Genomic DNA, 20723 nt, shown 5'->3' with positions numbered 1-20723 from the left:
ATCCCGAAATAGCTTTTTCTATTTTGGGGTGCTTCGGTGTCTTTAGACATAGGAGTGTCAATGGCTGCTGCTAACTAATCGACTGAGAATGGATGAATGATTGAAAATGATACACTGTTTCAGTAAAATAGAAAGAAACAGCAGGAGTGTGAGACAGGATGGGAAATGAAGAAAAAATAGCTATTTTACAAGAACTGATCCGAATCAAGTCAGTGAATGGGAACGAAGGGGAAGTAGCCGCCTACTTAAATCAATTATTGAATCAACATGGAATCCAAGGAGAAATCATTTCTCACACTGAGGGGCGTGATAACTTGGTGGCGACGTATCACAATGGTCAAGGAAGAGTATTAGGTTTGTCTGGTCACATGGATGTTGTGTCTGCAGGAGACGAATCGAATTGGACCTATCCGCCTTTTGCAGCAGAAATAAAAGGTAATCGTTTGTATGGACGTGGTGCTACCGATATGAAAAGCGGGCTAGCCGCTATGGTGATTGCGATGATTGAATTGAAAGAGTCTGGGAAACCGTTTAACGGGACAATCAAATTATTAGCGACAGTAGGGGAAGAAGTAGGAGAATTAGGTAGTGAACAACTGACAAAAGCAGGTTATGTCGACGATTTAGACGGATTGATCATTGGTGAACCAACCAATTACAATTTGATGTATACTCACATGGGTTCAATAAACTACACCGTTGTTTCTCATGGTAAAGAAGCCCACAGCTCAATGCCTCAAGAAGGCTACAATGCGATCAACCATTTAAATGAATTTATTACGCGTGCAAATGAGCAAATGGATGCTTTAGCGAATGATTTTCAAAATTCAGCATTAGGAAAAACGATTCATAACGTTACAGTGATCAACGGAGGAAATCAAGTCAACAGTATTCCAAGTCAGGCGCAATTACAAGGAAATATCCGCTCAATCCCTGAATTTCCAAACGATCAAATCATTGATTTATTACAAAAGATCGTGGATGAATTGAATGAAGGAACGAACTATCACTTAGAATTGACGATCGACTACAATAAGATTCCTGTGAAAGCAAATCCTGATTCTTCGTTGATCCACCATATTCAAAAACAGTTCAAGCAACCATTGCCCCTAGTAGGTGCAGCAGCAACGACAGATGCAGCTGAATTTACTAAATCCGCTCACTCCTTCGATTTTGTGGTATTCGGTCCCGGAGTCGTAAACTTGCCTCATCAAATAGACGAATATGTAGAAATCGATAATTACTTGGATATGATTGACACATATCAAGCAATCATCTTGTCTTATTTAGCATAACAGCCTATTTTGGTTCAAAATACAAAAAAGTACAAAGTAGATCCTTCAATTAAATCAAAAAAACGCAAAACAAATTTTCATGTTTTGCGTTTTTTTTGATTTACTAATTGAAGTAACCGACTTCTATTCGCACGTGTATTTACTCCAGCTCATCACAACTACGCAGCTCAAATCGCTCTGTTCACAACCCTTTTCGGCAATGCCAAGACGACAAGGGTGACGACGACTACTGAGAGCAGGCGGTCGAGGTAATCGGTTCCCGCTTGAACGAGAATCACGCTCATTGTTTGATTGAACCCAATTCCATGGAGGAACTGAACGATCATGCTTGAACCAGAAGAAGTGACTCCCCCAAAGAGTTTTACAGTGATTAGGGAAGAAAGGATGGTTCCAGGCAGTGATAAGACAAGTGCCCAGAAAACTAAGGTCCAGCGGTTCTTACTGCGAGTGAATCGTTGATGGAAAATCACTCCAGCAAGTAAACCTGTTACCATTTGAACAGGTGAATAATACAACGAGAAGATATCGGTGGTAACACCACTTAATACCCCGCTGGCCAAGCCAGTGAGTAACCCAAATACTGGACCTAACAAAGTCCCAGCGAATATGGTACCGATCGAATCAAGATAGATCGGTAATCGTAGCCATAATGCAATGGTTCCGCCGATATAATTGATTCCGATACATAAAGCGACGATCGTAATCGTCTGTGTGGTGATTCTTTTTTTGCGCATGTTTTTCATCCCATCTTTAATCTTTCCAGATCTTTTTTAATCGTTTCTTCTTGTGCATTTAAAAGAACGGTCAAAAACTTCCGAAAAAATAGATGAGTATCAACTTCTGTCATAATGGTGCTGTTTGGTGCTTTTTGCCAAAAATCAAAGCGATCGACTAGTGTTTGCCCGCGGCTGATTCCTTGCGTTTCAACAGCGGTATAACTAGTAAATCCCTGACAAATGCTTTCGTCGATAAAGTAGGCAACGGCCAGAGGATCATTGATGACGCACCCTAGGATTCTTTCTTGTTGCCAGTGAAAATCAAAATAAAAACGAGTGATCGCTTTTAGAAATTCTCCTTCTTCAGGATTGAGCTGACAACAATATTCTAATAAGGTAGGTGTCAAAACGATTTCTCTCGTAACATCTAAACCGACCATTTCAATCGTGTTCCCTAAATTTTCAAACACAAAGGCAGCTGCATCAGGATCGCACCAATAATTGTACTCAGCAACTGGTGAACAGTTTCCGTGGCTTTTGTAGGTGCCACCCATTGAAATAAATCGCTCGAAATGTTTCCCTAAATGTGGATTTTTCATCAAAGCACGAGCAATATTGGTCAAAGGGCCAAGTGCAATGATCGAGGTGTTTGTTTCTTTAGAAAAGTATTCCGCCAAAAAATCGACTGCTGATTTTTCTTCTATTTGTTTTTCTTGTACTTGAGCAAAGTTTGTCTCGCCTAATCCGTCCATCCCATGAGTGTCTTGTGCGCTAATAAACGGCTGTTTCAACGGTTGTGTTTGCCCTTGATAGACGGGGATGTCTAAGCGTCCGCAACGTTTCAAACATTTGAAAACATTTTGGCTACCGATCGTCACAGGTACATTACCGCAGACCGTCGTGATCGCAACCACCTCGATTTCGGGGGACTTAATGGCTAACATCAATGCTAAAGTGTCATCGATTCCAGGATCGCAGTCAATAATTACTTTTCGCATTATTTCCAATCTCCTTTCTGTAGAGATACTTAGTTTTTTATTCTGGGAAGTTTCCGAACCAGTCCAAGGATACTCCTTGATTAAAATGCACGGAATCAGTATACTGGCTTTTAAATAAAATGTAAATGTTATCTTATTTTTTATTCCTATTTGATTGGTTTTAAATTTCAATGAAGCCTAGGGTGAAAACTTGAGCAGTTTTTTTAGAAAATGGTACAATGGAATAGAAGGCTATACGGATTGATAATAGAAAAAATATTTAAGGAAAGCGGGGAAGATAAGTGATTGTCATGTATCTTATTCTTATAGTTCTCATTTTAGGCGCAGTCATTTATCGTGGACTTTCTTCTTACTATGCGCAAAAATTAATTCAATCGGGTTTACAAAGAGGATATGATTGGTATGAGAAAACAGGTCATCAGTTGATGGACCCATCGGCTTTTACGATCGTGGAAAAGCAGCGGCAACTTGCGGAAACAGAAGCTGAGGGCTTTTGGAATAAAGGCAAAGAAATCGAAGTCAAAAGTCATGATGGGTTAAAACTGTTAGGACGAATCTTTCAAAGTTCCTCTCCCAACAAAAAATGGGTTGTTTGTGTCCATGACTATCGAAGTGATGGGAAAACAGATATGTCTTATATTGGAAAGAAATATGCAGAAGCAGGGTTTAACGTCTTGATTCCTGATTTGCGTGCTCACGGTAAGAGTGAAGGAGAAATCATCGGAATGGGTTGGTTGGATCGTTTAGACTTGATTATCTGGATCAACTATATTTTACAGCTGCAGCCAGATGCTAACATTATTTTACATGGGAGTTCAATGGGTGCCTCTGCTATCATGATGGCTAGTGGGGAAAAACTACCTCCTGCAGTTCGTGGGTTTATCCTGGATAGCGGGTTTGTTTCCGTCTATGCGGAGTTTCGCTACATGTTGAGCAAACTAACCTTTCTTCCTAAAAAAATGATCATGCGCCATGCAAATCGCTATGCAAAGAAATATGCTGGTTATTCTTTGAAACAGGCGTCAGCAACCCGTCAGTTGGGCAGTAATCACCTGCCAGTATTGATCATTCATGGGGAAGAGGATCAGTTCGTTCCAGTCAGTGCCGCTTATACGATCCAAAATGCGACAGCTGGTGAAAATGATCTTTTTCTGATCCCAGAAGCTCAACATTTAGAAGCAGCCGTGAAAAATCCCACCAAATATTGGACGGTTGTTTTCTCATTTATCGAACAGCGAATCGATTGGAGATAATCAGGTTATTCCGAGTATAAATAATTGTTTGCTGAGAACTAGACTGTTAGAATCAAGGAGAACAAATTATTTGGTCAATACGGGGAGTGGCGAAAATGGAAATCAAAGAAGAAAAAAATCGTTTCGTATTATTGAATGATGAAGCAAAAGAAATCGGGGAAATGACTTGGTCTGATGCAGGACCAGACATCATGATCATTGATCATACATTTGTAGAACCAGAGTATCGTGGACAAAAATTAGCAGAAAAATTAGTGCTTAATGGCGTAGAACTAGCTCGAAGAGAAGGTAAAAAAATTATTCCATTGTGTCCATATGCGAAGAAAGAATTTGAAAGAAAACCTGAATATCAAGATGTGCTTCGTAAATAATCGACTCGTTTTCGTACGATCGTCAATGAATGAAATGACAAAAAGTGGATCTATCCGCTAAATGAACTTTTTTTAAATTAGAGAAACCGAAATTGTAGCAACCGGCTATCAGCGGTGTTATTCTTTCGGTTTTTTCGTCTTTTCAGTCTTTGCCCATGAATAAGTACTAATACTAAATGTTATCTAAAATTGGAGCCCCATTCGCAAGAGAAGGTTGTCAGAGTTTTTTTTATATGATAAAGTAAAATAGATGATATTTTACGGAAAGGAGGCTGCTTAATGTATAATGTAATTTTAGGAATCGTGATCGTGTTATCGATTGTAATGGTCATTGCAATCATGATGCAACCAAGTAAACAAAACAGTGCAGCAAGTGCATTTACTGGCGGAGCGGATCAATTATTCGGTAAACAAAAAGCACGTGGTTTTGAAGCAGTCATGCAACGTTCGACAGCGGTAATGGGTGCCATTTGGATGATTTTATTATTTGTACTAGCCTTTTTATCTTCTAAATAAAAAGTTGATTTAACGATTAGTCGAAATAATTATGAATCGTTTTTTCGTTCAAAAAATTTCGGCTTAATTTTTTAAGTAGTTGATTTGAATGAGCGAAAAAAGAATTCCTTTCATGCAGAGCAGTGATTGACGTCGCGGCTCTTTTTTATTTGCCAAAAGAGCGGTTTTGTCCTAAGGGATCGCCAATCTATGTTAAAATGAGAAGAACGAGGTGAACCTAATGAAAAGTCTACCAAAACCCCTTTATGCAAAACATAGTAAGAGAGCTGTGCTACTCTTACATGCCTATTCTGGAAGTCCGAATGATGTGCGCATGCTGGCTCGATATTTGGAAAAGTCAGAATATACTGTCTATGCTCCATTGTTTACTGGACATGGAACGCTAGCTCCACAAGACATTTTAGCGCAAAAAACGGAAACATGGTGGGAAGATACGAAACAAGCCATCCACTTTTTAAAAGCAGAAGGTTTTTCCCAAGTTGCTGTTTTTGGATTATCAATGGGAGGAATCTTCGCTGTTCGAGCATTAGCAGAACAGCCAGAGATCATTGGTGGCGGATGTTTCTGCTCGCCGATTTCACCAGTTGAAAATCATGTGCCAGAAAATTTTGAGCGATATGAACGTTATGTGCTAAAACTTGCAGGGGAATCTGAACAGGAAATCGAAGAAACTGTCGCTGCGCTTCGACCAAATGTTTATCAGCAATTAGCAGAGATACAAAACCAAGCAGCAATTACAGAAGGAAAACTTAGTAACATCCAAGCACCTGTTTTTTTAGCCCAAGCCGGTCAAGATGAAATGATTGATCCAGCTGGAGTCTACGAAACAGCAAAAAAATTAGCCGATAAAAGAGTGACCCTTCAATGGTATCCCAACAGCAAACATGTGATCACCGTTGGAGAGTCTAGAAAATTACTGGAAAAAGATGTGTTGGAGTTTCTAGAGAATTTACCTTGGAATGAGGAATGAAAATGACAAAAGAAACATTGAAAGAAAAAATTATTTTTTTTATTGAGAGCGAGCGCAAAAAAAGCTTTTCAATGGAAGAAATCGCCCAAGGATTGGGCTTGCAAAAAAGTGAAGATTTCAAGCTACTCGTTCAGACGATCGCTCAAATGGAACGAGAACAAAGTGTGGTCTTTACCAAAAAAGGAAAAGTGAAGCTGCCATTAAAACCAGTATTGATCGAAGGAACGTTTCGGGCCAATGAAAGAGGCTTCGGCTTTGTGACGATTGATCCAGAAGAAGATGATATCTATATTCCTAAAGAAGCAACTGGGTATGCCATGGATGGCGATACGGTAGCGATCGATATCATAAAAACGGCCGATACTGCGATGGATCGTGGAGCAGAAGGTAAAGTAGTTGAGATCCGCAAACGAGCAACTACGCAGTTAGCTGGAGAATTCGTGGCTTACACAGACGACGAGATAAATGAAACGGATCTTTATGGGGTGGTTATCCCAAAAGACAAAAAATTGAATCAGTTTAAAGTTTATGCAGCAGCTGAAGGGATTCGACCAGTTGATGGGAGTATCGTAATGGTTGAGCTGACCCATTATCCTGAGAAAAACTACGCGACCAGTTTAGAAGGTATTGTCAAACAAGTCATCGGCCATAAAAATGATCCTGGAATGGATATCCTATCGATTGTTGTCTCAAACGGGATTCCGACAAAATTTCCAGATGATGTCTTGGCAGAAGCTGATCAAGTGCCAGATACGATCAATGAAAAAGACCTAGTTGGCCGGAGAGACTTACGGGAACAATTGATCGTGACGATTGACGGAGAAGATGCCAAAGATTTGGATGATGCTGTTACTGTGAAAAAATTAGCCAACGGTAATTATTTCTTAGGTGTACACATTGCAGATGTTTCCAATTATGTGACCGAAGGAAGCCAGTTAGATCGTGAAGCTTACGAACGAGGAACGAGTGTGTATTTAACCGACCGTGTCATTCCAATGATCCCACAAAGATTATCAAACGGGATTTGTTCATTGAACCCTCACGTACCAAGACTAACAATGAGTTGTGAGATGGAGATTGATCCAAATGGTCAGGTGGTATCTCATGATATTTTTCCAAGTGTCATCCAAACGACGGAACGAATGACCTATACAGCGGTCAATCAGATTTTAGAAGAACAAGATGAGCAGGTAATGGAACGGTATAAGCAATTAGTGCCGATGTTTCAAGAGATGCAAGAGCTACATCAGATTTTAGAAGAAATGCGGATTCGTCGAGGAGCGATTTCTTTTGAAGACCGTGAAGCAAAAATACTCGTAGAACCAGATGGACAACCAACTGATATCTTATTGCGAAGCCGTGGCGTAGGCGAACGGTTGATCGAATCTTTCATGTTGGCGGCAAATGAAACGGTGGCGGAACATTTTAATAAACGCAACTTTCCATTCATTTATCGGATTCACGAGCAACCTAAAGAAGAAAAGATGCAACGTTTCTTTGATTTTGCTTCTGCACTAGGAATCGTCGTTCGTGGAACAAAAGGAACAATCACACCTAAAGATCTTCAAAAAGTCATTGAAAACGTCGAAGACAAACCGGAATCAGCTGTTATCAATACGATGCTGTTGAGAAGTATGCAACAAGCACGTTATTCAGAAGATAATTTTGGGCACTATGGATTAGCTGCGGAATATTATACGCATTTCACTTCGCCTATCAGACGTTATCCAGATTTGATCGTCCATCGCTTAATTCGCTCGTATGGACAAGACCCAAGTGAAGCAAATCAAACTTATTGGGAAAATGAGCTACCCGAAATTGCGGAGCATAGTTCAAAGATGGAACGTCGTGCGGTCGAGGCAGAGCGTGAAGTAGATGCAATGAAGAAAGCTGAATACATGATGGATAAAGTAGGAGAGGAATTTGAAGGGATCATCAGTTCAGTTGTTAAATTTGGGTTGTTTATCGAATTACCCAATACGATTGAAGGGTTGATTCATATCAATGAGTTGAAACAAGACTATTTCCACTTTATTGAGAATCATTTAGCATTAGTAGGCGAACGAACAGGGTTAACTTTTAAAATCGGTCAAAAAGTGCGGGTAAAAGTCATCAAAGCAGACCCGGAAGAACGTGCAATCGACTTTGAATTGATTGATGCAGAAGAAATCGTTCCATTAGAACGTCCAAAAACGTCAAACAAAAATCGTCCTTCTAATCGTCATCAAAAGCGTTCATCAAAATCTCATACTGAACGGAATGGAAAGAAAAATTCCTATTCAAATGAGCGGAAAAAAGGAAAAGGACCATCTAATAAAAAAGGGAAAAAACCTTTTTATAAGGGAATTAAGAAGAAAAAGAAAAAATAACCAATAATCACTATGAATACCAGTTTGGAGGAATGTCATATGCCAAAAGGCGACGGAAAGTTAATCGCCCAAAATAAAAAGGCTCGCCATGATTATTCGATTATCGATACGATGGAAGCAGGAATGGTGCTGCAAGGAACAGAAATCAAATCGATCCGAAACAGCCGAATCAATTTGAAAGATGGATTTGTCCGTATTCGAAACGGTGAAGCATTTTTGCATAATGTTCATATCAGTCCCTATGAACAAGGCAATATTTTTAACCATGATCCGTTACGAACAAGAAAGTTACTATTACACAAAAAACAGATTTCACGGCTAGAGACTGAAACAAAGAATACCGGGGTCACGATCGTACCCTTAAAAGTATATATTCGTGATGGGTATGCCAAAGTTTTGATTGGTCTTGCGAAAGGGAAGAAATCTTATGACAAGCGAGAAGATCTAAAACGAAAAGATGTGGATCGTCAAATTGATCGAACATTAAAAAATTTCTCTAGATAATTTCATTATCCTTTTTCGCATATTCGGTGCTTTTAGGTTTACTTAATGATAAAATTTGTTAGCATTTAATCTGATAAAGCATGATATCACAGGTTTTTTCTTGTAAAACGCCACGATGATTTTTAGGAAAAAGCAAACTTTTTTGACTGAAATAAAAAATTGTCTGATTTTCATGAAAATGTTTTGAATTTTCTGTTTCATGGTGGTATGATACCGTTTGGTTAGAAAACGATTTAGAAAAACCAGATGTACACATGAATTTGATTTTATGTGAAATTCAGGGAAAAGAGGTGAAATGGATTGGATGAACGCTCGCTAACGTTCCATATTGGACCGGTTTGGTTTGATGGTACTGTTTGTATGATGGTGTTATTGACCTGTTTGATTGTCTTCTTCTTAGTTTACTTCTTTACAAGAAATCTTAAGATGAAACCAACGGGGAAACAAAATGCGCTGGAATGGGTCATTGACTTTACCCGAGGGATCGTAACAGATAATCTGCCTAGAAAAGAATTGAATAATTTTCATTTGTTGGCTTTTACATTGTTCTTGTTTGTCTTCGTGGCAAATAATATAGGTTTAATAACGAAAATCGTCTTACCTAGCGAAACAACACTTTGGAAAAGTCCGACAGCAGACCCGTTTGTTACTTTAACTTTGGCATTTATAATGATCACACTTACTCATTTATTCGGGGTGAAAAAGCTTGGATTTAAAGGGTATTTTGTAAATTCGTTCTTGAAACCATATAGTTTCATGTTTCCAATGAAGCTGATCGAAGAATTTACGAACCTATTAACACTTGCTTTGCGTCTTTACGGGAATATCTACGCGGGGGAAGTTTTACTTACCTTGATTGCCAATATGATGAATAATTTAGGTTGGTTCTCATTACCGTTAGCAATTCCTTTAGAGATGGTCTGGATCGCATTCTCATTGTTTATCGGAAGCATCCAAGCATTTGTCTTTGTCACTTTATCGATGGTATATATGAGCCATAAGATTGAAGTAGAAGAGTAACATCGTTTTTAACAAACTACTATTTATCTATATTTAGGAGGAAATAAATTATGAATTATATCGCAGCAGCAATCGCAATCATGGGAGCAGCTATCGGAGCTGGTTATGGTAATGGTCAAGTAATCTCTAAAACAATCGAATCAATGGCACGCCAACCTGAAATGTCTGGTCAATTACGTACAACAATGTTCATCGGGGTAGCCTTAGTTGAAGCTGTTCCTATTCTAGGTGTGGTTATTGCCTTGATTCTAGTCTTTGCTGTTTAATCAATTAACTGTTTGAGGATAGGACAACTGTCACTAATCCTCTTTTAATTGTCGAAAACTGAAAAAAAACAACCTGGTTATTTTCAAAATAATTGAGTTGTTTCATCATAATACTAGAACAAAAGGCGTTGAGGAGGCTGTTTCAATCATTGAAATCAGGATTCCTTCATCATCCATGAGATACACCTTAAAGAAAGGAAGGCTAGCCTATGCTGAATCAATTGGCAATTGCAGAAGTTGGTAATCCGATGTTAGGTAATATCATCGTTGTCAGCGGCTCATTTTTGATACTAATGTTTCTATTGAAACATTTTGCTTGGGGACCAATCAGCGATATTTTGAAAAAACGTGAAGATAAGATCGCCAATGATTTAGATTCTGCCGAAAAATCTCGCATCAATTCAGCAAAAATGGAACAAGAACGCGAACAACAATTGTTAGCGTCTCGCTCTGATGCAGCTGATATCATTAAAAATGCGAAAGAAAGTGGAGAATTAAGCCGTCAAAATATTTTGAAGGAAACGCAAGAAGAAGTTGCACGTCTAAAAAGCAAAGCGCAAACTGATATCATGTTAGAACGTGATACAGCTTTAAACTCTGTAAAAGATGATGTAGCAGATCTTTCTCTTCAAATCGCGGCTAAAATCTTGAACAAAGAATTGTCTCCAGAAATGCATGAATCTTTAATCAATCAATATATCGAAGGTCTAGGTTCTTCAAATGAAACTAGATAAATATACTGTCGGCAGACGCTACGGTAAAGCACTATTTGAACTGGCGATCGATTCAAATAGCGCAGAAGAAATTTACCAAGAATTACTAAGCTTACGCCAAATCTATAGTGAAGTATCTGGATTAGGCAACGTACTTAGTGACGTCCGCTTAGAACCTCACGAAAAACGAATCATTATGGATAAACTTGTCAGTGGGTTTGACGGTATCGTGAAAAACTTTTTAGAAGTGGTCTATAGTTATAATCGGATGTCTGAATTATCGTTTATGATCGATGAATACGAACATCGCTACAACGATTACAAAGGACTACTTTTAGGTAGTGTAAAAACAGCAGTACCACTTTCTGATGAACAATTACAAAAACTAGAAATGAATGTTGCAAAAACAATGGACTATCAAACAGTTGAATTGAAGCAAATCGTTGATTCTTCTATTATTGGTGGGGCAATTGTTGAAGCCAACCATCGAGTGATCGACGGAAGCATTCGCACGCAATTAGAAAAAATGCGTAATCAATTAAATAGATAGTACAAAGAGGTAGGTGAATCGAATGGCTATCAAAGCAGAAGAAATTAGTGCCTTGATCAAAGAACAAATTGAAAATTATCAAAACGTGCTTTCAGTCGAAGAAATCGGTACCGTGACTTATGTCGGTGACGGGATTGCTCGCGCACACGGTTTAGAAAATGCGATGAGTGGTGAGTTGCTTGAATTTTCAAACGGCTCATACGGAATGGCGCAAAACTTAGAATCAAATGATGTAGGTATCATTATCCTTGGTGATTTCGAATCCATTCGTGAAGGAGACAAAGTAAAACGAACAGGTAAAATCATGGAAGTTCCAGTTGGGGACGCCTTGATCGGACGTGTCGTTAATCCGCTAGGTCAACCAATCGATGGGTTAGGAGAAATCGTTACAGATAAAGCTCGACCAGTCGAAGCGATGGCACCAGGCGTTATGCAACGTAAATCTGTCAATGAACCAATGCAAACAGGTCTAAAAGCCATCGATGCTTTAGTTCCAATCGGACGTGGCCAACGTGAATTAGTTATTGGTGACCGTAAAACGGGTAAAACATCTATCGCAATCGATACGATCCTTAACCAAAAAGGTCAAGATATGATCTGTATCTATGTGGCGATCGGTCAAAAGGATTCTACTGTGCGTACACAAGTAGAAACTTTGAAAAAATATGGAGCAATGGATTACACGATCGTAGTCAATGCGGGTGCATCACAACCTGCGCCATTACTTTATATTGCGCCTTATGCAGGAACTGCAATGGGTGAAGAATTCATGTACAACGGCAAACATGTATTGATTATCTTTGATGACTTATCAAAACAAGCTGTTGCTTATCGTGAACTTTCATTGCTATTACGCCGTCCTCCAGGTCGTGAAGCTTATCCAGGGGATGTTTTCTACTTGCACTCACGTTTACTAGAACGTGCGGCAAAACTAAGTGATGATTTAGGTGGCGGTTCAATGACTGCTTTACCATTTGTTGAAACACAAGCTGGAGATATCTCTGCTTATATTCCAACAAACGTTATTTCAATCACTGACGGACAAATCTTCTTAGAAAGTGACTTGTTCTACGCTGGAACTCGTCCAGCCGTTGATGCTGGGTTATCCGTTTCCCGTGTAGGTGGTTCTGCTCAAATCAAAGCAATGAAAAAAGTGGCAGGAACATTACGTCTTGACTTAGCAAGTTACCGTGAATTAGAAGCATTTACCCAATTTGGTTCTGATTTAGATGCTGCGACTCAAGCGAAATTGAATCGTGGACGTCGTACAGTTGAGATCTTGAAACAAAAACTTCATGCACCACTAGCTGTTGAAAAACAAGTAGTTATCTTATATGCTTTGACACATGGATTCTTAGATAGTATTCCAGTTGACAGCATCTTAGATTTTGAACATGAATTATTTGAATATCTAGATACGAATCATGCAGATATCTTTGAAACGATCCGTACAACGAAAGATCTTCCAGAAGAAGAACGATTGAATCAAGCGATCCAAGAATACAAAGATATTTTCTTAGCGACAAAAGGAAACACTTCTTCAACAGAAGACAAATTGAAATCCATTCAAAATGCATAGTGAGGTGAGATGAATGGGCGCTTCATTAAATGAAATCAAGACTCGGATTGCTTCAACGAAGAAAACGAGTCAAATCACTCGAGCAATGCAAATGGTGTCCGCTTCTAAACTGACAAAATCTGAAGCTTCTTCTCAGAAGTTTCAGATTTATGCAAATAAAGTCAGAGAAATCGTCACTCATTTGACAGCTACTCAACTAAATGATATTGCTTCTGATAATCCTCGTGGAGATATCAATTACAATAGTATGTTAATCAGCCGTCCGGTAAAGAAAACGGGGTATATCGTGATTACCGCTGATGGTGGTTTAGTTGGTGGCTATAACAGTTCGATTTTAAAGCAAACAATGTCTATTTTAGAAGAAGACCATAAATCTCCTGACGATTATGTGATGATCGCAATCGGAGGTACAGGTGCAGATTTCTTCAAGGCTAGAGGAATTAATTTGGCTTACGAATTACGTAATTTATCGGACCAACCAAGTTTTGATGAAGTGCGTAAAATCGTAGGTATGGCAACAACGATGTATCAAAATGAAGTATTTGATGAATTGTACGTATGCTACAATCATCATATCAATTCACTAACTAGCCAATTTCGTGTAGAAAAAATGCTGCCAATTTCAGATTTAGATCCAGAAGAAGCAACTACTTTTGACCAAGAATACATTTTTGAACCTTCAAAAGAAGAAATCTTGGCGCAGTTATTGCCTCAATATGCGGAAAGCTTAATCTATGGTGCAATCGTTGATGCGAAGACAGCAGAACACGCTGCCGGCATGACTGCCATGAAGACAGCAACGGATAATGCTGCAACGATCATTGATGATTTGACGGTATCTTATAACCGTGCAAGACAAGGGGCTATTACCCAAGAAATTACCGAAATTGTTGCCGGAGCTTCGGCGCTAGAATAGTATTGAGATTGGAGGAAAAAAGATGAGTTCAGGCAAGATTGTTCAAGTAATCGGTCCCGTTGTCGACGTGGAATTTTCTTTAGACCAATCCTTACCAGATATCAACAACGCATTAGTTGTTTATAAAAATGATGAGAAAAAATCAAAAGTTGTTCTTGAAACAGCATTAGAATTAGGGGACGGAGTGATCCGTACCATTGCCATGGAATCAACAGATGGTTTACAACGTGGTATGGAAGTTATCGATACTGGTAAAGCCATTTCTGTTCCAGTAGGGAAAGATACACTAGGACGTGTATTCAACGTTTTAGGAGATACGATCGATTTAGGATCATCTTTCCCAGAAGATGCAGAACGTAGTGAGATTCATAAAAAAGCACCAAGCTTTGATGAATTAAGTACTAGTACGGAGATCCTTGAAACTGGGATCAAAGTTATCGATTTGTTAGCACCTTACTTAAAAGGTGGGAAAGTTGGATTATTCGGTGGTGCCGGTGTAGGTAAAACGGTATTGATCCAAGAATTGATCCATAATATTGCCCAAGAACATGGTGGTATTTCTGTATTTACCGGTGTTGGGGAACGTACTCGTGAAGGAAATGACCTTTACTATGAAATGAAAGATTCAGGCGTTATCGAAAAAACAGCGATGGTGTTCGGACAAATGAACGAACCACCAGGTGCTCGGATGCGGGTAGCTTTGACTGGTTTGACGATCGCTGAATACTTCCGTGATGTAGAAGGTCAAGACGTGCTATTGTTTATTGATAATATTTTCCGTTTCACTCAAGCTGGTTCAGAAGTATCTGCCCTTTTAGGTCGTATGCCTTCTGCCGTTGGTTACCAACCAACGTTAGCAACTGAAATGGGTCAATTACAAGAACGTATCACATCAACGAAAAAAGGTTCGATCACTTCGATCCAAGCAATCTATGTACCAGCCGATGACTATACTGACCCAGCGCCAGCAACAGCATTTGCCCACTTAGATGCTACAACAAACTTAGAGCGTAAATTGACAGAACAAGGGATCTATCCAGCCGTGGACCCATTGGCTTCATCTTCAAGTGCTTTGGCACCTGAAATCGTTGGTGAAGAACATTATAAAGTAGCGACTGAAGTCCAACATGTCTTACAACGTTACCGTGAATTACAAGATATCATTGCGATCTTAGGGATGGATGAATTATCTGATCAAGAAAAAGTTTTAGTTTCACGTGCACGTAGAGTTCAATTCTTCTTGTCACAAAACTTTAACGTAGCGGAACAATTTACAGGTCTTCCTGGTTCTTATGTACCAGTTGAAGAAACAGTCAAGGGTTTCCGTGAAATCTTAGAAGGTAAATACGATGATCTTCCTGAAGAAGCATTCCGAAGTGTTGGTAGAATAGAAGACGTCGTAGAAAAAGCGAAAAAACTAGGCTACTAGAAAGGGGTGCCCCATGGATCAATATTTAACTGTGAATGTGGTGACTCCTGACGGTTTGGTCTATGATCACCATGCAGCGATCGTAGTAGCACGTACTACAGCGGGGGAACTTGGTATTTTACCTAAACATGCGCCGATCATTGTTCCATTAACAATTGATGAAGTCCGTGTGAAGAGAACAGACTCTGATACCCACGTCGATTGGATTGCTGTCAATGGCGGAATCATGGAAGTTCGTGACAATGTTGTTTCAATCGTTGCCGATAGTGCAGAACGTGAAAGAGATATTGACGTTTCTCGGGCAGAAAGAGCCAAACAACGTGCTGAGCGACAAATCGCAGAAGCAAAAGAAAAAGAAGATACGAATGAATTGAAACGTGCGACAGTTGCTTTGCATCGTGCGATCAACCGAATCAAGGTTTCAAAACATTCTTAAAAGCAACGAATGAGGACCTAACAAGTAGGCCTTAAAAAATCCAAGATTCTTAAGGAGATTCCTTAGAATTTTGGATTTTTTTATCGTTTTTTTTATTGGTAGTTATATTCTAAACATAAAAAGTAAAGAACAATTACTTCTTTGTTACATAAAAATATGGAACTTTCATCATTATGATACTATGGTAAACTAATTGCAGTAAAAAAGGAGGTATCATAATGCCAAAAAAAATTCAACGGTTTTCCTCAGTAGACACAAAAAAAGAAACACATACGCAACAAAAATCGCTATCTTACTCAGAAATAGTAGGCAATCTTACGGATGATCAAACAGTTTCGTTACATAAACAATTACAAGAATTTAGGGACTATCTTTTAAAGAAGAGCCTTGAATCAGAAAAACAAGAAAAAGAGGAGTTTCCATCTAACAGACATCATTTTGGTCCACCTCTATCGGAAAATAATACAGGTAATCTTGCTGAGCAACAACACTCGCGATCGGAAACAATTCAAAGAAAGAGAACGTTGCAAAACATTATTAACGAAAATGAACTGAAAATGACACAAAACCAAGATAGTCATGCAGTGTCAGAACAGAATAACAAAGTACAAGTTCCCCCGTATAAGAAACAAAAAGTTGCTCCAGAGAACGAACTGGAAAATCATTTGGAGTACTCATTAGATGTCGAACGGTTACTAGAAATAGAAGAAATGTTGGGGATCAGAAACACTTCCCAATCAACAACGCTGTCTACCAAAGCCCAAGAGTCTTTATATGAAACTAAGGAATTTGTACAAGATACAAACGTGCCAATAGAAAGTAATAGCGAGTTCAGGTGTTCAACACAACAACCATTGGAGAATGGGCAGACAAGCACTCAAAGTAAGAAGGAACAAGCGCTTGTTGAATCAGTGAAGTGTTTGTTGGAGCAAAGACATAAACTATTTTTTTTGCGATTAGCTAAAAAACATGAGATGAGTTGTCAAACTGTAAAAAACATTTTAATTGAGAATAATATAGATGTAACTGCTGAGAATAATAAAATAAAAGTAGAGTCTGAAGAAAAAGCACGGCAATTATTAACGGAAGTATTTCACGGAAGGAAAAATTTATCATTTGAAAATATTAAACAAATGGTACGATTGAACAACAATGATATTACAATTTTAGCTAAGAATCACTTAAAAGTTCTCCTAGAACAAGCACACGCATCTCATCTGAATGGTTCTCAGAAGGAAACTTCAATAGATAGGATTCTTTTGACATATTCTGGATGGACTATGCCAATGCAATATAAATTGTCAAGGCTGGATACTGAATTAAAAGAACAGATAGATAAACACGGCGTAATAAACATAAATGAAATATTAAAGAAAATACCATGTAGCCAAATTGATGTCATCAAGCGAATAGGACAGTTAAATTATCAGCAATATCTCCCACCAATTTATATGTTTCACCCGCAACTAAATGAGAAAATCCAAAAGCCATTTTATGATGCAATAATACAAGATAAATCGATTCCTACTGATCAAACAAATCAATTTTTTAATCCTAGTACTGATCAAAACATTGCTTATTTGAAGGAACGAATAAAATTAAATCTCGCTAGAAAAGCTGAGTTTGAAACAGCAGAACAAAAAAACAAGACAATTATGGATCAGAGAACTCAGTTAAAAAACCAACCGATTAGAAACAATCAATCTCCCGCTATGGAAGAACGTTGAGTGTTTTAATTTTCGTAGTATGACTATTTTTTTTGTTAAATCGGACTAGGACAAAAGAAAAAAGTTCAAAGGAGGACGATTATTGCTGCTATTATTTACCTTGAAAACTAAAAATAAATAAACTTATGGGAAGGAAAATGAACGATGAAACAGGAAATAATTCTATTTTATGGCTTATCACCAAAAGCGGAAAACTTACAGAAACAGATTGAAAAAATTAGAAAAAAAGGATTCCATTCAAGTGTTACTGAAGGACAAGGTCCCTGTGATATCAGAGAGTACAATAATCATTTTTCATCTATTACATATGATCACCCAAAAAATCCGATGAATCTTGAATACTTAAAAGATTTTTCAATAAATTGGAAAAAATATATTTCACCATTTAAAGATTGGTGGCCTTTATGGTCTTACTATTTTCAACGCACACAAGATACTGAAAAAAATAAAGTAATCAATTTTAATCCTGGGCTACATAAAGCTACGAAAAAAAATATAGGACACCTATGTGAGAAAAATCGCAAATATACAGGACAGCTGATTGTTAGAGGTTGTAAAATTGGATTAGACAGTGCAAGAGATAATGAAAATGTAACCATTTATTATTGTATTGATGATTTAGATATGAAACGTATTATAGAAAAAAAAGATAAAAAGGCTTTCACTCCTAAAGAACTTCGCTATCTCTTTCGCAATTGGAAAGATTTTGAAGGAAAGGTACATTTTTTTGAAGATGGATATGAAGTGCCTGCACCTTGGAAAACATCTCCAAATGAATGGGAAAGTTATAAACCAAAAAGTTGGCAAGCGTTGAATGAACAACCACCCTTTCAAGAGAATCAAGTGAAACCAGAAACAATCAACCAACGAATATGTAGACAAAAGTATCTAAGTGAAATAAAAAATAATTTATTTGAGCTAAAAGTAGCAGAACAACCACCCTCTCAAGAGAATCAAGTGAAACCAGAAACAATCAACCAACGAATATGTAGATAAAAGAATTTAAATGAAACAATAACAAATAACTTAGCTGACCTTAAAGTACAAGCAAAGAAGATGGCAAAAAAAAGAAATAGACTTGATTGTACGATCATCAAGAAATTAAACAAAGGATTATTTGTTCTTACACTATAAAAGAGAGCATATATTTATATTAAATAATCGTTTAATTAACAATGGTAAATACTATCATAATGATATGAGTACATAAGCAAAAAAGGAACAACTTTCATCAAAGATGCATGTGAAATAGTAGTTAAAATAGTTTATAAAAATAAGGTATTAAAACAGAGTCATCATTTGAATGTAAAGTTCTTGAAAATTCTTGTCTCGTTTAGCCAACAAATTCCATCTTTTTACAACCAATAATTTCTCTATTTTTCCAATTTATGGTATCATCATTTTGTTAGTTATTAAAAAAAGTATAATTTTGAAGGGACGTCACTATGCAAGTATACGGAATTGATGCAATTATTCGAATCGTGAGTCATTTAGCTTTTATTTATCTGGCTTTCTGGTCGTTGCGGTCACTGCGAATTGAGATGTTTTTTAAAAAAATGCATGATACGCAAATTCGAATGGCGATTGTATTCTTCTCTATTTTTTTAGGATATACTGCCAGTAATTTCTTCTTAGAAATTATTGCATTGTGTCGAAATCTTTTCGTTAGCCTGCAGTAAAAAAAAGGTACTATAAAAAAAGGTACTATTTTAATAAAAGAAATGATATAATAGAAAAGATTTTGAGTCTTTATAGCTCATTGGAATTTTTTGGGGGGAACAACATGGAAGAGATCATCGTCAAAGGTGGCAAACAATTGAATGGAACAGTAAAAATCGAAGGAGCTAAAAATGCTGTTCTACCTATTTTAGCTGCTAGTTTGTTGGCTGAAGAAGGAACAACCGTTTTAGACAACGTTCCAATTCTTTCTGACGTCTTCACTATGAATCAAGTGATTCGTCATTTAAACGTAGATGTAGTGTTTGATGAAGACAATAATCAAGTAACGCTTGATGCGTCAAGACAATTAGAAATCGAAGCGCCATATGAATATGTGAGTCAAATGCGTGCTTCTATCGTTGTAATGGGACCATTACTTGCTAGAAATGGTCATGCAAAAGTTGCCATGCCAGGGGGATGTGCGATTGGGAAACGTCCAATTGATTTACATCTTAAAGGATTCCAAGCATTGGGTGCGAAAATCATTCAAAAAAATGGCTACATCGAAGCTATTGCGGATGAATTGATCGGTAACACGATCTATTTAGATTTTCCAAGTGTTGGAGCCACTCAAAATATCATGATGGCAGCAGTAAAAGCTAAAGGAACAACGATCATCGAAAACGTCGCTCGAGAACCTGAAATTGTAGATCTTGCAAATATTTTAAATAAAATGGGCGCAAATATCTATGGTGCTGGTACGGAAACGATGCGTATCGAAGGAGTCGATCATCTGCATGCAGTGAAACACGCAATTGTTCAAGACCGGATCGAAGCAGGTACCTTTATGGTAGCAGCAGCGATGACTGAAGGAAATGTCTTGATCGCAGATGCAATCTCAGAACATAATCGTCCGTTGATTTCTAAATTAATTGAAATGGGTGCAACGATCACTGAAGAAGAAGGCGGCATTCGAGTTGTTGGTCCAAAACATATTTTACCAACTGACGTCAAAACAATGCCTCATCCTGGTTTTCCGACAGACATGCAAGCCCAAATGACTGCTATTCAGTTAGTCGCTGAGGGAACGAGCATGGTGACTGAAACAGTTTTTGAGAATCGCTTCCAACATTTAGAAGAAATGCGCCGTATGAACGCCCATGTGAAGATTGATGGAAACGTAGCGATTATGGACGGGAATCATGAATTACAAGGTGCTGAAGTTTATGCAACAGATTTACGAGCTGCTGCAGCATTAGTACTTGCTGGTTTAAAAGCAAATGGCATAACACGCGTTCGCAATCTTAAATACTTAGATCGTGGTTATTATCAATTCCATATTAAATTGCAAAACTTAGGTGCAGATGTGGAACGTGTGGCAATCGATCAAACGCCCGCTGATAAAACAGCTCAAGTCACTGTTTAAGGACGTGATA

21 protein-coding genes and 1 riboswitch are annotated in these 20723 nt (G+C 38.0%); of the genes, 19 read left to right on the top strand and 2 right to left on the bottom strand.

Annotated features, from left to right (window positions below; all coding sequences use genetic code 11):
- The first annotated feature begins 158 nt into the window (after positions 1 to 158).
- Entirely contained in the window at positions 159 to 1295 is a 1137-nt protein-coding gene (locus IGJ32_RS09440; protein WP_081128087.1) for an ArgE/DapE family deacylase, read from the top strand.
- 167 nt (positions 1296 to 1462) lie between these two features.
- Here IGJ32_RS09440 and IGJ32_RS09435 read toward each other — a convergent pair whose 3' ends face one another.
- Both IGJ32_RS09435 and IGJ32_RS09430 read right to left on the bottom strand, forming a co-directional pair.
- Positions 1463 to 2029 carry an ECF transporter S component gene (locus IGJ32_RS09435; protein ID WP_010737992.1) on the bottom strand — a complete coding sequence of 189 codons (567 nt, stop codon included), beginning with the start codon at positions 2027 to 2029 and terminating at the stop codon, positions 1463 to 1465.
- Between the two features lie 5 nt (positions 2030 to 2034).
- On the bottom strand, positions 2035 to 3009 hold the full coding sequence (locus IGJ32_RS09430; RefSeq protein ID WP_010718607.1) for a nucleoside hydrolase: 975 nt from the start codon (positions 3007 to 3009) through the stop codon (positions 2035 to 2037).
- A gap of 23 nt (positions 3010 to 3032) precedes the next feature.
- Positions 3033 to 3077: riboswitch (PreQ1 riboswitch) on the bottom strand.
- A 222-nt stretch (positions 3078 to 3299) separates the two neighbouring features.
- Between IGJ32_RS09430 and IGJ32_RS09425 the strand changes: the two genes are divergently transcribed.
- The 18 genes from IGJ32_RS09425 to murA all read left to right on the top strand — a co-directional run bounded on the left by IGJ32_RS09425 (position 3300) and on the right by murA (position 20713).
- Entirely contained in the window at positions 3300 to 4262 is a 963-nt protein-coding gene (locus IGJ32_RS09425; RefSeq protein WP_232088649.1) for an alpha/beta hydrolase, read from the top strand.
- Between the two features lie 95 nt (positions 4263 to 4357).
- A complete protein-coding gene (locus IGJ32_RS09420) occupies positions 4358 to 4633 on the top strand; it encodes a GNAT family N-acetyltransferase (protein ID WP_010718605.1) in 276 nt (91 codons plus the stop codon).
- 279 nt (positions 4634 to 4912) lie between these two features.
- Positions 4913 to 5149 carry a preprotein translocase subunit SecG gene (gene secG / locus IGJ32_RS09415; protein WP_010718604.1) on the top strand — a complete coding sequence of 79 codons (237 nt, stop codon included), beginning with the start codon at positions 4913 to 4915 and terminating at the stop codon, positions 5147 to 5149.
- Between the two features lie 220 nt (positions 5150 to 5369).
- Positions 5370 to 6119, top strand: a complete 750-nt coding sequence (locus IGJ32_RS09410) for an alpha/beta hydrolase (RefSeq protein ID WP_081128081.1) — start codon at positions 5370 to 5372, stop codon at positions 6117 to 6119.
- Positions 6120 to 6121: 2 nt separating this feature from the next.
- Positions 6122 to 8488 carry a ribonuclease R gene (rnr, locus tag IGJ32_RS09405; RefSeq protein ID WP_113820700.1) on the top strand — a complete coding sequence of 789 codons (2367 nt, stop codon included), beginning with the start codon at positions 6122 to 6124 and terminating at the stop codon, positions 8486 to 8488.
- Positions 8489 to 8527: 39 nt separating this feature from the next.
- Positions 8528 to 8992 (top strand): SsrA-binding protein SmpB, encoded by a 465-nt coding sequence (gene smpB / locus IGJ32_RS09400; protein WP_010718601.1) that lies wholly within the window; start codon positions 8528 to 8530, stop codon positions 8990 to 8992.
- 300 nt (positions 8993 to 9292) lie between these two features.
- Complete coding sequence (gene atpB / locus IGJ32_RS09395; RefSeq protein ID WP_010718600.1) at positions 9293 to 10012, top strand: F0F1 ATP synthase subunit A; 720 nt, start codon at positions 9293 to 9295, stop codon at positions 10010 to 10012.
- Between the two features lie 50 nt (positions 10013 to 10062).
- A complete protein-coding gene (gene atpE, locus IGJ32_RS09390; protein WP_010718599.1) occupies positions 10063 to 10278 on the top strand; it encodes an ATP synthase F0 subunit C in 216 nt (71 codons plus the stop codon).
- A 209-nt stretch (positions 10279 to 10487) separates the two neighbouring features.
- On the top strand, positions 10488 to 11012 hold the full coding sequence (gene atpF, locus IGJ32_RS09385) for a F0F1 ATP synthase subunit B (RefSeq protein ID WP_010718598.1): 525 nt from the start codon (positions 10488 to 10490) through the stop codon (positions 11010 to 11012).
- Positions 10999 to 11541 (top strand): ATP synthase F1 subunit delta, encoded by a 543-nt coding sequence (gene atpH, locus IGJ32_RS09380; protein WP_081128079.1) that lies wholly within the window; start codon positions 10999 to 11001, stop codon positions 11539 to 11541. The genes atpF and atpH overlap by 14 nt, the downstream gene beginning before the upstream one ends.
- Positions 11542 to 11563: 22 nt before the next feature.
- On the top strand, positions 11564 to 13120 hold the full coding sequence (atpA, locus tag IGJ32_RS09375) for a F0F1 ATP synthase subunit alpha (RefSeq protein WP_010718596.1): 1557 nt from the start codon (positions 11564 to 11566) through the stop codon (positions 13118 to 13120).
- A 13-nt stretch (positions 13121 to 13133) separates the two neighbouring features.
- Positions 13134 to 14036 (top strand): F0F1 ATP synthase subunit gamma, encoded by a 903-nt coding sequence (locus IGJ32_RS09370; protein ID WP_010737986.1) that lies wholly within the window; start codon positions 13134 to 13136, stop codon positions 14034 to 14036.
- 22 nt (positions 14037 to 14058) lie between these two features.
- The gene (atpD, locus tag IGJ32_RS09365; protein ID WP_010718594.1) at positions 14059 to 15465 is read left to right on the top strand and encodes a F0F1 ATP synthase subunit beta; all 1407 of its coding nucleotides are present in this window, start codon (positions 14059 to 14061) and stop codon (positions 15463 to 15465) included.
- A gap of 13 nt (positions 15466 to 15478) precedes the next feature.
- Positions 15479 to 15901 carry a F0F1 ATP synthase subunit epsilon gene (locus IGJ32_RS09360; protein ID WP_010718593.1) on the top strand — a complete coding sequence of 141 codons (423 nt, stop codon included), beginning with the start codon at positions 15479 to 15481 and terminating at the stop codon, positions 15899 to 15901.
- A gap of 218 nt (positions 15902 to 16119) precedes the next feature.
- Positions 16120 to 17628, top strand: a complete 1509-nt coding sequence (locus IGJ32_RS09355) for a hypothetical protein (protein WP_342081857.1) — start codon at positions 16120 to 16122, stop codon at positions 17626 to 17628.
- 144 nt (positions 17629 to 17772) lie between these two features.
- The gene (locus IGJ32_RS09350; RefSeq protein WP_232088593.1) at positions 17773 to 18624 is read left to right on the top strand and encodes a hypothetical protein; all 852 of its coding nucleotides are present in this window, start codon (positions 17773 to 17775) and stop codon (positions 18622 to 18624) included.
- A gap of 449 nt (positions 18625 to 19073) precedes the next feature.
- Entirely contained in the window at positions 19074 to 19307 is a 234-nt protein-coding gene (locus tag IGJ32_RS09345) for a DUF1146 family protein (protein WP_010718588.1), read from the top strand.
- Positions 19308 to 19411: 104 nt separating this feature from the next.
- Positions 19412 to 20713: a UDP-N-acetylglucosamine 1-carboxyvinyltransferase gene (gene murA, locus IGJ32_RS09340; RefSeq protein WP_010718587.1), complete on the top strand. Its 1302-nt coding sequence runs from the start codon at positions 19412 to 19414 to the stop codon at positions 20711 to 20713.
- Positions 20714 to 20723 lie beyond the last annotated feature (10 nt).

It is taken from the genome of Enterococcus sp. DIV1639a, from assembly GCF_050530445.1.
GTDB lineage: Bacteria > Bacillota > Bacilli > Lactobacillales > Enterococcaceae > Enterococcus_B > Enterococcus_B hirae.
Note: the sequence above shows the minus strand (reverse complement) of the source record. Positions and strands in the feature narration are given on the sequence as shown.